Source organism: Acinetobacter sp. 12966 (genome assembly GCF_031196995.1).
GTDB classification, from domain to species: domain Bacteria; phylum Pseudomonadota; class Gammaproteobacteria; order Pseudomonadales; family Moraxellaceae; genus Acinetobacter; species Acinetobacter geminorum.
The window spans coordinates 1-15,171 of the sequence record NZ_JAVIMC010000097.1 but is presented as its reverse complement, the minus strand read 5'-3'; the positions used below and the strand labels follow the sequence as shown (position 1 = coordinate 15,171).

Sequence of the window (15,171 nt, the reverse complement as noted above, 5' to 3'; positions counted from 1 at the left end):
GGAGTTTTCTCTCTAGGTAGTATGACGCCCCATGGTCTTAGAGACCTGTTGGGTAAGTAATGCCTTTTTTACCAATTTGGCATTATGCATCATGGGTGTGCTTAAAAGGCAGCCTGTAATATTTTTTGCAATAGGAAATGGGTCCACAAATGCAAGAAGTTGCTGACGCATTGCGTCTTGACACTGAACTTTCCGCTGATAGTGCAGCGTATATTGAAGAACTTTACGAGCAGTACCTGACTTCCCCAACCTCTGTAGCTGAGGACTGGCGCCAATATTTCGATAAATATCCAAAGGGTGACCAACCACACAGCGCTGTGCGTGAGCAATTCCTATTACTAGGACGTAATGCTAACCGTGTTCAACCTGTTGTACAAAGTACTGTAAGTACTGAGCATGAGCGTCGTCAAATTGGCGTTTTACAACTTATTGCTGCTTATCGTAATCGCGGACATCAAAAAGCTAAATTAGATCCATTAGGTCTTGCTAAGCGTGAAGAGATTCCAGATTTAGATCTTTCAGCTCACGGTTTAACCAAATCAGATTTAGACACTGTATTTAATACCGGCAATCTTGAAATCGGCAAAAGCGAAGCAACGCTTGCTGAAATGATTGAAGCAATGGAAGCAATCTATTGTGGTTCGATCGGTGTTGAATACATGCATATCGTGGACACAAAAGAAAAACGTTGGATTCAACAACGTCTTGAAAGTGCCCGTGGTAAATTCAATTACACAAATGATCAAAAGAAAGGCTTCTTAGAGCGTTTAACTGCTGCTGAAGGTCTTGAAAAATATCTTGGTAATAAATACGTTGGTGCTAAACGCTTTGGTGTTGAGGGCGGCGAATCATTTATTCCTATGGTAAACGAGATTATTCAGCGTGCTGGTGCTGTAGGTTGTAAAGAAGTTGTTATCGGTATGCCACACCGTGGCCGTTTAAACCTTCTTGTGAATATTATGGGTAAAAACCCTGCGGACTTATTTGGTGAGTTCGAAGGTAAATCAATTCATAAAAAAGGTTCTGGCGACGTTAAATACCACCAAGGTTTCTCAAGTAATGTAATGACTCCAGGTGGCGAAGTTCACTTGGCATTAGCATTTAACCCATCTCACTTGGAAATTGTTGGTCCTGTAGTTGAAGGTTCTGTACGTGCACGTCAAGTACGTCGTAGAGACATTGGCGGTGATGACGTTTTACCAGTTATTGTTCATGGTGATGCGGCATTTGCAGGTCAGGGCGTGAATATGGAAACCTTCCAAATGTCACAAACTCGTGGCTATACGGTTGGTGGTACAGTTCATATTATTGTGAACAACCAAGTAGGTTTCACAACTTCTGATCCTCGTGATGCGCGTTCTACAGAATACTGTACAGACGTTGCTAAAATGATTCAGGCGCCAATTTTCCATGTAAATGGCGATGATCCTGAAGCTGTTATCTTTGCTACTCAATTAGCACATGATTTCCGCCACGAATTCCGTAAAGATGTTGTTATCGATTTGTTCTGTTATCGTCGTCGTGGCCATAACGAAGCAGATGAGCCATCTGGTACACAACCATTGATGTATCAAGTAATTGCGAAGAAAGCGACTACTCGTACACTTTATGCTGATCAACTTGTTCAAGAGAAAGTACTTGATCGTGCTGAAGCAGACCAAATGGTCGAAGATTACCGTTCTGATTTAGAAGCGGGTAATCATGTAGCAAATGCATTGATTCTTGAACCAAATACCAAAATGTTTGTTGATTGGACTCCATATTTGGGTCATGACTACACAGACGATTGGGATACTTCATTTGACTTAAATCGCTTAAAAGAATTAGGCGAGGGCATGAGCAAACTTCCTGAAGGGTTTGTAATGCAGCGTCAGGTTCAAAAAGTAATTGAAGATCGCGTAAAAATGCAAACTGGTGAAACTCCATTAAACTGGGGTGCAGCAGAAACTTTAGCTTATGCAACTTTATTAGATGAAGATTATCTAGTTCGTATTACTGGTGAAGACGTGGGTCGTGGTACCTTCTCACACCGTCATGCGAAATTGCATAATCAAGCTGATGGTTCAACTTACATTCCACTTTGTCATGTGAAAGAGAACCAACCACGTTTTGCGATTTATGACTCTCTTTTATCTGAAGAAGCAGTTCTTGCATTCGAATATGGTTACGCAACTACAATTCCTAAGAGCTTGATTATTTGGGAAGCACAATTTGGTGACTTCGTAAACTGTGCTCAAGTTGTGATTGACCAGTTTATTGCTTCTGGTGAGACTAAGTGGGAACGTGTTTGTGGTTTAACAATGTTGTTACCACACGGTTTTGAAGGTCAAGGCCCAGAACACTCATCAGCTCGTTTAGAACGTTTCTTACAGTTATGTGCTGAAGACAACATGCAAGTGATCACTCCAACGACACCTGCACAGATTTTCCATGCATTACGTCGTCAAGCTGTACGCCCAATTCGTAAGCCATTGATTGTAATGTCACCGAAATCTTTACTTCGTCATAAACTTGCTACTTCTACTTTAGAAGAGCTTGCAAATGGTTCATTCCAAACTGTAATTGACGAAATCGATCAAATTAACAAGTCAGATGTAACTCGTCTTGTACTTTGTGGCGGTAAAGTTTATTACGACTTACTTGAAAAACGTCGTGAACAAAACTTAACTAATGTCGCAATTGTACGTATTGAACAGTTGTATCCATATCCAGAGCAACGTCTTGCGGAAATCTTGGCTGCATATCCAAACGTGAAAGAACTTGTTTGGGCACAAGAGGAGCCGAAGAACCAAGGCGCATGGTTATTTATCGCACCGCGTTTATATGACGATATCTTAAAATCTGGCAAACAAATCCGTATCAGTTTTGCAGGTCGTGAAGCTTCTGCTGCACCAGCTTGTGGCTCACCGTACTTGCATGCAAAACAACAAGCTCAGCTAATTAATGATGCATTGGCAATCGAAGCTGAACAATCAGGAGATTCTCAATAATGGCAACCGAAATTAAAGCACCGGTATTCCCAGAGTCTGTTGCAGATGGAACCATCGCAACTTGGCACAAAAAGGTGGGTGAACCTGTATCACGCGATGAAGTAATCTGTGATATTGAAACCGACAAAGTTGTTTTAGAAGTTGTTGCTCCTGCAGATGGTAGCTTGGTTGCAATCATTAAAGATGAAGGCGATACAGTTCTTTCTGACGAAGTTATTGCTCAATTTGAAGCTGGTGCTGGCGCAGCTGCTGCTCCTGCAGCAGTAGAACAAGCAGTTGCTCAAACTCAAGCTGGTGCAGCTCCTGTTGTTGAACGTACAGAAACTGTTTCTGATCAAGCTCCTGCGGTTCGTAAAGCGTTAACTGAATCTGGTATTGCTGCTGCTGACGTACAAGGTACTGGTCGTGGTGGTCGTATCACTAAAGAAGATGTTGCAAACCATCAAGCTAAACCAGCTGCTAACGTTACTCCATTGAGCGTAGCTGTTGGTGAGCGTATCGAAAAACGTGTTCCAATGACTCGTTTACGTAAGCGTGTAGCTGAACGTCTTCTTGCTGCAACTCAAGAAACTGCAATGTTAACTACATTTAACGAAGTTAACATGAAGCCAATCATGGAATTGCGTAAGCAATATAAAGATGCTTTTGAAAAACGCCATGGTGCTCGTTTAGGCTTCATGTCATTCTTCGTTAAAGCAGCAACTGAAGCGCTTAAACGCTACCCAGCTGTAAACGCTTCAATTGATGGCGATGATATCGTTTATCACGGTTACTATGACATCGGTGTTGCAGTATCTTCTGATCGTGGTCTTGTTGTACCAGTATTGCGTGATACTGATCGTATGAGCTATGCAGAAGTTGAAGCAGGTATTGCTGCTTACGCTGGTAAAGCACGTGATGGTAAATTATCTATCGAAGAAATGACTGGTGGTACTTTCACAATCACTAATGGTGGTACTTTCGGTTCATTACTTTCAACTCCTATTTTGAACCAACCGCAAACTGGTATCTTGGGTATGCACAAAATCCAAGAGCGTCCTATGGCGGTAAATGGTCAAGTTGAAATCTTGCCAATGATGTATTTAGCACTTTCTTATGACCACCGTATGATCGATGGTAAAGAAGCTGTAGGTTTCTTGGTAGCAATCAAAGAATTGTTAGAAGAACCAGCTAAACTCATCCTTGATCTTTAATTTCTTCGAATAATATTACCGAGGTAGAGTGATCCTCTATCTCGGACCATGGAGATAAACAATGTCTCAACAATTTGATCTTGTTGTTATTGGCGGTGGTCCTGGTGGTTATGAAGCTGCGATTCGTGCTGCTCAACTAGGTTTTAAAGTCGCTTGTATCGAAAAACGTATTCACAACGGTAAGCCATCTTTAGGTGGTACATGCTTAAACGTAGGTTGTATTCCTTCTAAAGCATTACTTGATTCTTCTCACCGTTATGAAGATACAGTACATCACTTAGCTGATCACGGTATCACTACAGGTGAAGTGAATTTTGATCTTGCTAAGCTTCTTGCTCGTAAAGACAAAATTGTTGACCAATTAACTGGTGGTATCGATCAATTGCTTAAAGGCAATGGCATTGAATGGTTAAAAGGTACAGGTAAATTACTTGCTGGTAAAAAAGTTGAGTTCGTTTCTCATGAGGGTGAAACTCAAGTTTTAGAACCTAAATACGTTATTCTTGCGTCTGGTTCTGTACCTGTAAATATTCCAGTAGCTCCTGTAGATCAAGATATTATTGTTGATTCAACTGGTGCATTGAACTTCCCAGAAGTACCTAAGCGTTTAGGTGTAATTGGTGCAGGTGTAATCGGTTTAGAGCTTGGTTCAGTTTGGCGTCGTCTTGGTGCTGAAGTTGTTGTTTTTGAAGCAATGGATGCATTCCTACCAATGGCTGATAAAGCTTTGGCAAAAGACTACCAAAAACTTTTAACTAAGCAAGGTCTTGATATTCGTATCGGTGCTAAAGTTTCTGGTACTGAAATTAATGGTCGTGAAGTGACTGTTAAATACACTCAAGGCGGCGAAGAAAAAACTCAAACTTTTGACAAGTTAATCGTTTGTGTTGGCCGTAAAGCTTATGCTGAAGGTTTATTGGCTGAAGATTCAGGCATTAAATTGACTGAACGTGGTCTAGTAGAAGTAAACGATCACTGTGCAACTTCTGTAGAAGGTGTATATGCGATTGGTGACTTGGTTCGCGGTCCAATGCTTGCTCATAAAGCAATGGAAGAAGGTGTAATGGCTGTTGAGCGTATCCACGGTCATGCAGCTCAAGTGAACTATGACACAATCATTTCAGTTATCTATACACATCCGGAAGCGGCGTGGGTTGGTTTAACTGAAGAACAAGCTAAAGAAAAAGGTCATGAAGTTAAAACTGGTCAATTCGGTTTTGCTGTAAATGGTCGTGCTTTAGCAGCGGGTGAAGGTGCTGGTTTTGTTAAGTTTGTTGCTGATGCAAAAACTGACCGTTTATTAGGTATGCATGTTATTGGACCTGCTGCATCTGATATTGTACACCAAGGTATGATCGCTCTTGAATTTGTATCTTCAGTTGAAGATCTTCAGTTGATGACTTTTGGTCATCCAACATTCTCTGAAGTTGTTCATGAAGCTGCACTTGCTGTAGATGGTCGTGCAATTCACGCGATTCAACGTAAGCGTAAATAAAATAAAGAGCGGGTTCTCCGCTCTTTTTCACATTCGATGGTGTGATTAAAAAAGCATCAAGGTGAAAGACGTAGACAGCAATTTGTATATGTAACATGAGAATGTTGCGCAAATTGAAGACAACAAACAAAGTTAAGTAGGTAACTAAATGAACTTACATGAGTATCAAGCTAAAGCGTTATTGAAAGAATATGGTATGCCAGTACAAGAAGGTATCTTGGCTACCAATGCAGACGAAGCAGTTGCTGCATTTGAACAGCTTGGTGGTAAATTCGCGGTAATGAAAGCGCAAGTTCATGCTGGTGGTCGTGGTAAGGCTGGTGGCGTTAAAGTTGCAAAATCTAAAGAAGACGTTATCGAATTTGCAAACAATATCATTGGTACTCGTCTTGTAACGTATCAAACTGATGCAAATGGTCAACCAGTAAACAGCATCATTGTTGCTGAAGACGTATATCCAGTTGAGCGTGAGCTTTATTTGGGCGCGGTTGTAGACCGTTCTAGCCGTCGTATTACTTTCATGGCTTCTACAGAAGGTGGTGTAGAAATCGAGAAAGTTGCAGAAGAAACTCCAGAGAAAATTATCAAAGTTGAAGTTGATCCATTAGTTGGCTTACAACCATTCCAAGCACGTGAAGTTGCGTTTGCTTTAGGTTTGAAAGACAAGCAAATCGGTCAATTTGTAAAAATCATGACAGCTGCTTACCAAGCATTTGTTGAAAATGACTTTGCATTATTTGAAATTAACCCACTTTCAGTTCGTGAAAATGGCGAAATTTTATGTGTAGACGCGAAAGTAGGTATCGATTCTAACGCGCTTTACCGTTTACCTAAAGTTGCTGCTTTACGTGACAAATCTCAAGAGAATGAGCGTGAATTAAAAGCATCTGAATTTGATCTTAACTATGTTGCTTTAGAAGGTAACATCGGTTGTATGGTTAACGGTGCTGGTCTTGCAATGGCAACTATGGACATCATTAAACTTTATGGTGGTCAGCCTGCAAACTTCCTTGACGTTGGTGGCGGCGCAACTAAAGAGCGCGTAATCGAAGCGTTCAAAATCATCCTTGCTGATACATCTGTACAAGGTGTTTTAATCAACATCTTCGGTGGTATCGTACGTTGTGACATGATTGCTGAAGCGATTATTGCAGCGGTTCAAGAAGTAAATGTAACTGTTCCAGTTGTTGTTCGTTTAGAAGGTAACAACGCTGAGTTAGGTGCTAAATTACTTGATGAATCTGGTTTGAAATTAATTTCTGCAAACGGCTTGTCTGATGCCGCAGAAAAAGTTGTAGCTGCAGTTAAAGCGTAAGGGGAGTATCAATCATGAGCGTATTAATTAATAAAGACACTAAAGTATTGGTACAAGGTTTTACTGGTAAAAACGGTACTTTCCACTCTGCACAAGCTTTAGACTACGGTACAAAAGTTGTTGGTGGTGTTACTCCAGGTAAAGGTGGTACAACTCACCTTGACTTACCAGTATTCAACACAATGAAAGAAGCTGTACGTGAAACAAATGCAGATGCATCTGTAATTTATGTACCAGCTCCATTCGTTTTAGACTCAATCGTTGAGGCGGTTGATTCGGGTGTTGGCTTAATCGTTGTGATCACTGAAGGTGTTCCAACAATCGACATGCTTAAAGCAAAACGCTATTTAGAAACTAACGGTAACGGTACTCGTTTAGTTGGTCCTAACTGTCCAGGCGTGATCACTCCGGGCGAATGTAAGATTGGTATTATGCCTGGTCACATTCACCAACCAGGTCGTATTGGTATCATCTCACGTTCAGGTACATTGACTTATGAAGCTGTTGCTCAAACAACTAAGCTTGGTTTAGGTCAATCTACTTGTATCGGTATCGGTGGTGACCCAATCCCAGGTATGAACCAAATCGAAGCGCTTCAATTGTTCCAAGACGATCCAGATACTGATGCAATCATCATGATCGGTGAGATCGGTGGTACAGCGGAAGAAGAAGCTGCTGAATTCATCAAATCTAACGTGACTAAGCCTGTAGTAGGTTACATTGCTGGTGTAACTGCTCCTAAAGGTAAGCGTATGGGTCACGCTGGTGCGATCATTTCTGGTGGTCAAGGTACTGCTGAAGAGAAATTTGCTGCATTTGAAAAAGCAGGTATGGCTTACACTCGTAGCCCAGCTGAGCTTGGTTCAACTATGTTGCAAGTTTTAAAAGAGAAAGGTTTAGCTTAATCGCTTTACCCTGAATCTTAAAAAGCACCGCATCTGAAAAATGATGCGGTGCTTTTTTTATTTAAAAATAAGAGTTTTTATAAGTATAGCTAATTCATAAATAAAATTTTTAGGCAAAAAAATACGCAATGATTGGGGTGATCATTGCGTAGAACAACGAATCTGTAAAAACAGTTTCGGTTTAAGGAGAAATGTCGTGAGGCTCATATGATGTAACCTACATAGAGGATAATAGATAAAGTTAAGATATTCTTCATCGCTATTAGCGTTAATAAGTGTTACTTCACGTTAATAGGGTAAAAGCCTGTGAATGGCTATCAATACATTAGTAATTCTAAAAAATGAATATTATTGAATCTAATAAATAAAAAAAGCCCCGAAGGGCTTTTAGTTTCTAAAGAGAATTAAAATTTAAATAAACCTAAACCATCTTTAACTTCGTCTAAAGTCTGTTGAGTAATAAGACGGCACTTATCTGTACCTTGACGTAAAACATCCATAATATAGTCAGGATCTTTAGCAAGCTCTTCGCGACGTTCACGAATAGGTGTAATTAATTCTTTTAACACACCTTCAAGGCGTTTTTTAACCGTACCATCACCAAGACCACCGCGACGATAGTGAGCTTTTAATTCTTCAACTTCTTCTTTATTTGGGTCAAATGCATCTAAATATGTAAATACAATATTGCCTTCAACTTGACCTGGATCTTCAATACGAAGGTGATTTGGATCAGTGTACATCGCATTTACAGCTTTTTTAATGTCTTTATCAGAAGCATTTAAAACGATGGTATTGCCTAATGATTTAGACATTTTCGCTTTACCATCAAAACCAGGTAAGCGAGCCATATTAGAAAGCAAAGCTTTACATTCAGGCAAAAGATCTTGACCGATTTGGCGATTTACCCGACGTACGATTTCATTCGTTTGTTCAATCATTGGAATCTGATCTTCACCTACTGGAACCACAGTTGCTTTGAAAGCAGTAATGTCAGCCGCTTGTGCAACAGGGTAGCAGAGGAAACCAGCTGGAATGTCACGCTCGAAACCACGCATTTGAATTTCAGATTTAATGGTCGGGTTACGTTCTAAACGCGCAACTGTCACAAAGTTAAGATAGAGCATTGTAAGTTCATTGAGTGCTGGCAAGCAAGATTGAACACAAATAGTAGTTTTTGTTGGATCAATGCCTACAGCTAAATAATCTAGAGCAACTTCTAAAATATTACGACGAACTTTATCTGGATTATCTGCATTATCTGTTAATGCTTGTGCATCTGCTAATAAGAGGTGTTGATGATGGCTATCCTGTAAACCTACACGAGAACGCAAAGAACCGACAAAGTGCCCAAGATGAAGTTGTCCGGTTGGGCGGTCGCCTGTCAAAATAATTGGACGCTGATCAACATTACTCATTATTTATTCCACTATCGTATTAACTTAATCAGGGGTAGTAAGCCCTGTAATATAAAAGATTGGCATTATTGTACGGGAAATAAATTTTTTTCGTCAGCGATTGGGGAAACTTTTCTTAAAATAATATTGTGAATTTATTCAGTAAAATTACAGAAATTCAAAAAAATCATCTTACAATAGCCTTAATAAATACAAACTTGGATAAGAAATGGCGAGTGGCTTACTTTTATTACTAGATGATATAGCAACAATTTTAGATGATGTTGCTTTAATGAGCAAAATGGCAGCCAAGAAAACTGCCGGAGTTTTAGGTGACGATTTGGCCTTGAATGCTCAGCAAGTAACAGGTGTGCGTGCAGATCGTGAACTACCTATTGTTTGGAAGGTGGCCAAAGGTTCATTTGTTAATAAGCTTATTTTAGTTCCTTTAGCATTGTTAATTAGTGTGATTGCACCTTGGCTTATTAATCCGCTATTAATGCTCGGAGGCTTATTTTTATGTTATGAGGGAGTAGAGAAAGTTCTTCATACCATTATGCATAAAAAAGCTTCTACATCAGAGGAAGCAAAAGCAGAGCTTGAAAATGAAGAATTAGACTTAGCAACTTTTGAAAAAGAAAAAATAAAAGGGGCAGTAAGAACTGATTTTATTTTATCGGCTGAGATCGTGGTGATTACGCTCGGTACAGTTGCTACTGCTACTTTAATGACCAAAGTAAGCGTTTTAAGTGTTATTGCAGTTGTGATGACGATTGGCGTTTATGGCCTAGTTGGTATGATTGTTAAGATTGATGATTTGGGATTATATTTAACAGAACAGTCGACCTCATTTAAACAAACTATAGGTCGAGGCCTATTAGCTTTTGCTCCTATTTTGATGAAATTACTTTCAATCGTGGGCACTATTGCAATGTTTTTAGTGGGGGGCGGGATTATTAATCATACGATTCCGTTGCTTCATCACTTAACTGAAGACACAGTGGATCATGTGGAAACAATACCAGCGGTAGGTAATATCATTGGTGCTTTAACACCAACATTAATTAACTTTGGAATAGGACTGGTTGCTGGTGCAATTGTTTTATTAATTGTGAGCTTAATAAAAAAAATGTGGCCTAAAAAAGCATCGGGTTCATGATGCCATTCTAAAAAGAAGAGGGAAATTATGCGCTGGAAAGGTCGACGAATTAGTAGCAATGTTGAGGACCGTCGAGGTGGTGGCGGTGTTAGAGCTGGCGGTATTAGTATTATTGGTCTGGTTGTTGCATTTGTTGCGTGGAAGTTCTTTGGTGTTGATCCACAGCAGGCTTATCAAGCAACTCAGCAGGTTACTGCTTCACAACAATCAAATGCAACTGCGCCAGAAAGTTTAACAGCCGAGCAAAAAGAAGCCTCCGATTTTGTTGGAACGGTTTTGGCTGATACAGAGGACGTCTGGACTCCTATATTTAAACAGTTAGGTAAAAGCTATACACCACCTAAATTAGTTTTATTTAGTGGAATGATTCAGTCAGGATGTGGCACAGCTCAATCTGCGATGGGGCCATTTTATTGTCCTGCAGATCAAAAGGTTTATATCGATACAGAATTCTTTAAAGATATGCGTCAGCAAATGGGAATTTCTGGTGAACAAAACCAAACTGAACTTTCAAGACAAGATCAAGCTGGAGATTTTGCTCAAGCTTATGTTGTCGCACATGAGGTAGGGCATCATGTTCAAACTTTGCTTGGTATCTCATCGCAAGTACAGCAAGCTCGTGCACAAGTCAGTCAAAGAGAAGGTAATCAATTATCTGTTCGTCAAGAATTACAAGCTGACTGTTTAGCGGGCATTTGGGCGAGTCATAATCAACAGCGAACTCAATTTTTAGAGCAAGGTGACATTGAAGAGGCTATGGATGCTGCTCAAAAAATTGGAGATGATTATTTACAAAAGCGTTCTACAGGTCAGGTCGTTCCGGATAGCTTTACTCATGGTAGTAGTGAACAGCGAATGCACTGGTTCCAAGTGGGTTTAAAAACTGGTGATATTAACCAATGCGATACTTTTAACAATCCAGTTTAAAAAATTATAGGATGAGTCTTGTTAAACATATTTAATAAGCTCATCTTTTTCTTTAGATTAAAACTATAAATAATGTTAAGAAATTTAACTGATTGATAGATTGTTCTATCAATTCGGTAAACTTGTGTCCTAATTTCTATTTTTTATGATTATGGCATTGTTTATGTCAGCTTTTTATTGAGTTAGGTCGATTTAGCAAAGTTTTTATTTGGTCGTTGACCCAGAAGAAGGGTATTCATGGGTAATTTTTTTCTACTACAAGCATTCACTGTGGTTTTTGCATTATCAATAGCAACCACTATCTTTAATAAGCGTATTTTAGGCTTTCCACAGGCGATTGGCGTACCTCTGGTTTCAGCAATTTTTGTCTTTATTCTACAGTGGGGTGCCAGCCTACTAAATGGTAACCAGTTTATTACCATTAACATTCATAATATTGAGGAAGCTGTACGCCATATCGATTTTTATGATTTTTTAATTAATGGTGTTATTTGCTTTATTCTAACTTCTTCTGCACTTAAATTTAAAATTTCAGATCTAAAAAGTTATTGGAAACAAATTAGTATTTTGGCAACAATTGCCTTAGTGCTTTGCGCCGTATTATTTGGCAGTTTACTCTACGGATTCCAATTACTGGTTGGATATCATGTGCCAATTCTGGTGCTGTTACTTTTAGGTGCAGCTTTAGGGGCAACAGACCCAATTGGTATTAAAGGTGTGCTTAGTTCTATTCGCGCACCACATCATTTAATTGTTAAATTAGAAGGTGAATCATTATTTAATGATGCAATGTGTATTGCATTGTTTATGACTTTACTTAATGTTTTACAGGGTGAACATTTTTCATTAGTAGCGACATTAGAAGCTCTACTTTATGAAATTGTTGTCGCCGTCGGGATTGGTTGGGCATTTGGGGTAGGGGTGTTGCGTCTATTACGTGGTAAACACGAAATGGAGTCCCTGATTTTAACAACAGCTTTACTTGCAAGTGGAGCATATTTGGTTGCTTTGTTTGCACATGCATCAGCACCGATTGCTTGTGTAATTGGCGGTTTAATTGTTGGAAACAAATGGAAGGAAATACGAGAAGAGCGAGAGATTCAAGAAGTTAATCATTTCTGGCACACTGTAGAAGGAATCATTAACTCATTCTTATTTACTTTAATTGGCTTAGAGTTATTTATTCTTGATCTAAACTTTAGCCTGATTTTAGGCGGTATTGTTGCATTCTTTATTCTTCATATTTCTCGTTTTGCTGCCAACTTTATGTCTTTTGCTTTCTTCCCAACAATGCGTAAGACCAAAAGTTACAATGGTAGTTTAACTATTTTATCTTGGGGTGGGGTACGAGGAGGAATTTCACTTGCATTGATTTTGGCAGTAGCCAATATCCCTGCCTTAAGTCCCTATAGTAGTATCCTGATTGGATATACATTTATTAGTGTATTGTTATCAGGTATTGTTTGCGGCCTAGGCTTACCAGCTGTGATGAATGCTTTTTATTACAACCCCAACGAAGAAACTGAAGGCTTAAAAGGCTTCTATCAAAGGTTGTGCCATAAGATGAACCGAAGAGGTTTTCAGTATATTGTGGGGGAGGATGCGCTGGGTAGAGAAACAATCACCGTTTATAATCCAGATATTCTTGTAGACCAAAAAACTGAGGACGGAATTGCGACAATGCATGACCCGAATAAGTTACAAGAAGTAAAAAGATTTGAGAGTCCTGATAATTTCTAAATATAAACAGTTTTAAATTTTATAAGATATTTAAAAATGAGGTTTTAGTGTAATAGTAAAATATTACCTAGAGCCTTTTTTTTCTATATATATCATTAATAATATATTTTATTTTATTAAGATATTAATAATTGTTATATGAATATTTTAATTAAATTATTTTTCAACAAATGGTAAATAGAAAAATAATAAATTTGTTTTATATATAAAACGTTTAACGTGATTTTTCATTAAATTGACATAAGAAAAACTTAACAAAGACTTATATATAATTTCTATTAATTAAAATTTTTCCTTTAGGTACTTTAGTATTTGTTTTTTTTATTTTAAAGTGTTTAATGTAAAAATGATCACATTACTTAATGTTTTTAAGTTGTAGGTCAAAAACTTAGAAAGATTAAGTAAAAAGAATTATACATAAAATCATTTAAATCAATAATATAAAAGGAATATAGATATGCCTGAAATACAAATTATTGCTAAGGACAATCATAAAACCTTAGCAACAACAGAGGGAACTTCTGCAAAACTTTCAGAAGCATCGGTCGTATTGGTAAAAGTAGCTGCCAGTGATGTGTTGGTAGTAAATAGGGAGGGTACCAATGCAGTTGTTCGGCTAAAAAATGGCCAAACCATTGTTATTGAAGACTTCTTTAGTGGAACAGCTGAGCCTAAAGATAACAGCCTAGTTTTTCAAGATGAAAATGGACAGTTGATTTGGGCAAAATTCAAAGATGCTGAAAATGATGCGGACGCCGATGCTGATGCAGACGCTGATGCTGATGCTGACAGTGATGTGGAACCACAAGCACTGGTAGCTGAGGATTTACCTGCTGCTTTACCGGCAGAAGCACCACAAGAGTTGGTATCTGACGTTATTTACCAGCCTATTTCCTCAATAGAACCATTACTTTATCACGATGCAGGTGTAAACCCATGGTTGTGGGCAGCTATTCCTTTAGTTGCGGGCGGTATTATCGCTGCAGCATCGAATAGTGATAATGATGATGACTCAACACCTGCTGACACCACTCCACCAAATACAGATGGAGTCACTTTCTCGGTTGATCCTGTTACTTCAGATAACGTAATTAATGCATCAGAAGCAGCAGGTAATGTCACGATTACTGGTGTTCTGAAAAACGTTCCTTCAGATGCGGCTACTACAGCCGTTACAGTTGTTATTAATGGGGTAACTTATAATGCAACTGTAAATAGTGCAGCAGGTACATGGACAGTAAGTGTACCGGGCAGCGGGTTGATTGCTGATACAGATAAAACGATTGATGCCAAAGTAACCTTTACTGATGCAGCAGGTAATAGTAGCACTGTTAACGATACTCAAACTTATACGATTGATACGGCTGCACCGAATGCACCGGTGATTGACCCAGTTAACGGGACAGACCCGATTACAGGTACAGCAGAACCTGGTTCAACAGTAACTGTGACATATCCAGACGGTAGTACAGCAAGTGTTGTAGCAGGACCGGACGGTACGTGGACTGTGCCAAACCCTGGTCTGAATGATGGCGATGAAGTTGAGGCGATTGCTACAGATCCAGCAGGCAATCCATCAGGCCCAACAACAGCTGTTGTTGACGCAGTTGGTCCAAATACGGATGGTGTTAACTTTGCTGTTGATTCGGTAACAGCTGATAATGTGATTAATGCATCAGAAGCAGCAGGTAATGTCACGATTACTGGTGTTCTGAAAAACGTTCCTTCAGATGCGGCTACTACAGCCGTTACAGTTGTTATTAATGGGGTAACTTATAATGCAACTGTAAATAGTGCAGCAGGTACATGGACAGTAAGTGTACCGGGCAGCGGGTTGGTTGCTGATACAGATAAAACGATTGATGCCAAAGTAACCTTTACTGATGCAGCAGGTAATAGTAGCACTGTTAACGATACTCAAATTTATACACTGGATACGACAGCACCAGCAGCACCAGTGATTGACCCGGTTAACGGGACAGATCCAATTACAGGTACAGCAGAACCTGGTTCAACAGTGACTGTGACTTATCCAGATGGTAGTACGGCA

The 15,171-nt window shown here is 39.3% G+C and carries 10 protein-coding genes; 9 read left to right on the top strand and 1 reads right to left on the bottom strand.

What is annotated here, in order from left to right; translation table 11 throughout:
• The first annotated feature begins 149 nt into the window (after positions 1-149).
• The 5 genes from RFW85_RS15255 (at position 150) to sucD (ending at position 7,898) form a co-directional block, all read left to right on the top strand.
• Positions 150-2,990, top strand: a complete 2,841-nt coding sequence (locus RFW85_RS15255; RefSeq protein ID WP_039763331.1) for a 2-oxoglutarate dehydrogenase E1 component — start codon at positions 150-152, stop codon at positions 2,988-2,990.
• A complete protein-coding gene (gene odhB, locus RFW85_RS15250; RefSeq protein WP_016143315.1) occupies positions 2,990-4,183 on the top strand; it encodes a 2-oxoglutarate dehydrogenase complex dihydrolipoyllysine-residue succinyltransferase in 1,194 nt (397 codons plus the stop codon). The genes RFW85_RS15255 and odhB overlap by 1 nt, the downstream gene beginning before the upstream one ends.
• A gap of 61 nt (positions 4,184-4,244) precedes the next feature.
• Positions 4,245-5,678, top strand: a complete 1,434-nt coding sequence (gene lpdA / locus RFW85_RS15245) for a dihydrolipoyl dehydrogenase (RefSeq protein WP_017386755.1) — start codon at positions 4,245-4,247, stop codon at positions 5,676-5,678.
• Between the two features lie 148 nt (positions 5,679-5,826).
• Positions 5,827-6,993 carry an ADP-forming succinate--CoA ligase subunit beta gene (gene sucC / locus RFW85_RS15240; RefSeq protein ID WP_001048573.1) on the top strand — a complete coding sequence of 389 codons (1,167 nt, stop codon included), beginning with the start codon at positions 5,827-5,829 and terminating at the stop codon, positions 6,991-6,993.
• Positions 6,994-7,007: 14 nt separating this feature from the next.
• A complete protein-coding gene (gene sucD / locus RFW85_RS15235) occupies positions 7,008-7,898 on the top strand; it encodes a succinate--CoA ligase subunit alpha (RefSeq protein WP_000114637.1) in 891 nt (296 codons plus the stop codon).
• A 404-nt stretch (positions 7,899-8,302) separates the two neighbouring features.
• Here the strand turns inward: sucD and trpS are convergent, their stop codons facing one another.
• On the bottom strand, positions 8,303-9,316 hold the full coding sequence (gene trpS / locus RFW85_RS15230; protein WP_002116097.1) for a tryptophan--tRNA ligase: 1,014 nt from the start codon (positions 9,314-9,316) through the stop codon (positions 8,303-8,305).
• Positions 9,317-9,524: 208 nt separating this feature from the next.
• Between trpS and RFW85_RS15225 the strand changes: the two genes are divergently transcribed.
• From RFW85_RS15225 to RFW85_RS15210, 4 genes are all read left to right on the top strand, one after another.
• A complete protein-coding gene (locus RFW85_RS15225; RefSeq protein WP_309171653.1) occupies positions 9,525-10,454 on the top strand; it encodes a DUF808 domain-containing protein in 930 nt (309 codons plus the stop codon).
• A 27-nt stretch (positions 10,455-10,481) separates the two neighbouring features.
• The gene (locus RFW85_RS15220; protein ID WP_170249637.1) at positions 10,482-11,381 is read left to right on the top strand and encodes a neutral zinc metallopeptidase; all 900 of its coding nucleotides are present in this window, start codon (positions 10,482-10,484) and stop codon (positions 11,379-11,381) included.
• A 237-nt stretch (positions 11,382-11,618) separates the two neighbouring features.
• A complete protein-coding gene (locus RFW85_RS15215) occupies positions 11,619-13,121 on the top strand; it encodes a sodium:proton antiporter (protein ID WP_170249638.1) in 1,503 nt (500 codons plus the stop codon).
• Positions 13,122-13,578: 457 nt separating this feature from the next.
• On the top strand, positions 13,579-15,171 hold a 1,593-nt coding region (locus RFW85_RS15210), incomplete at its 3' end, for an Ig-like domain-containing protein (protein ID WP_309171652.1).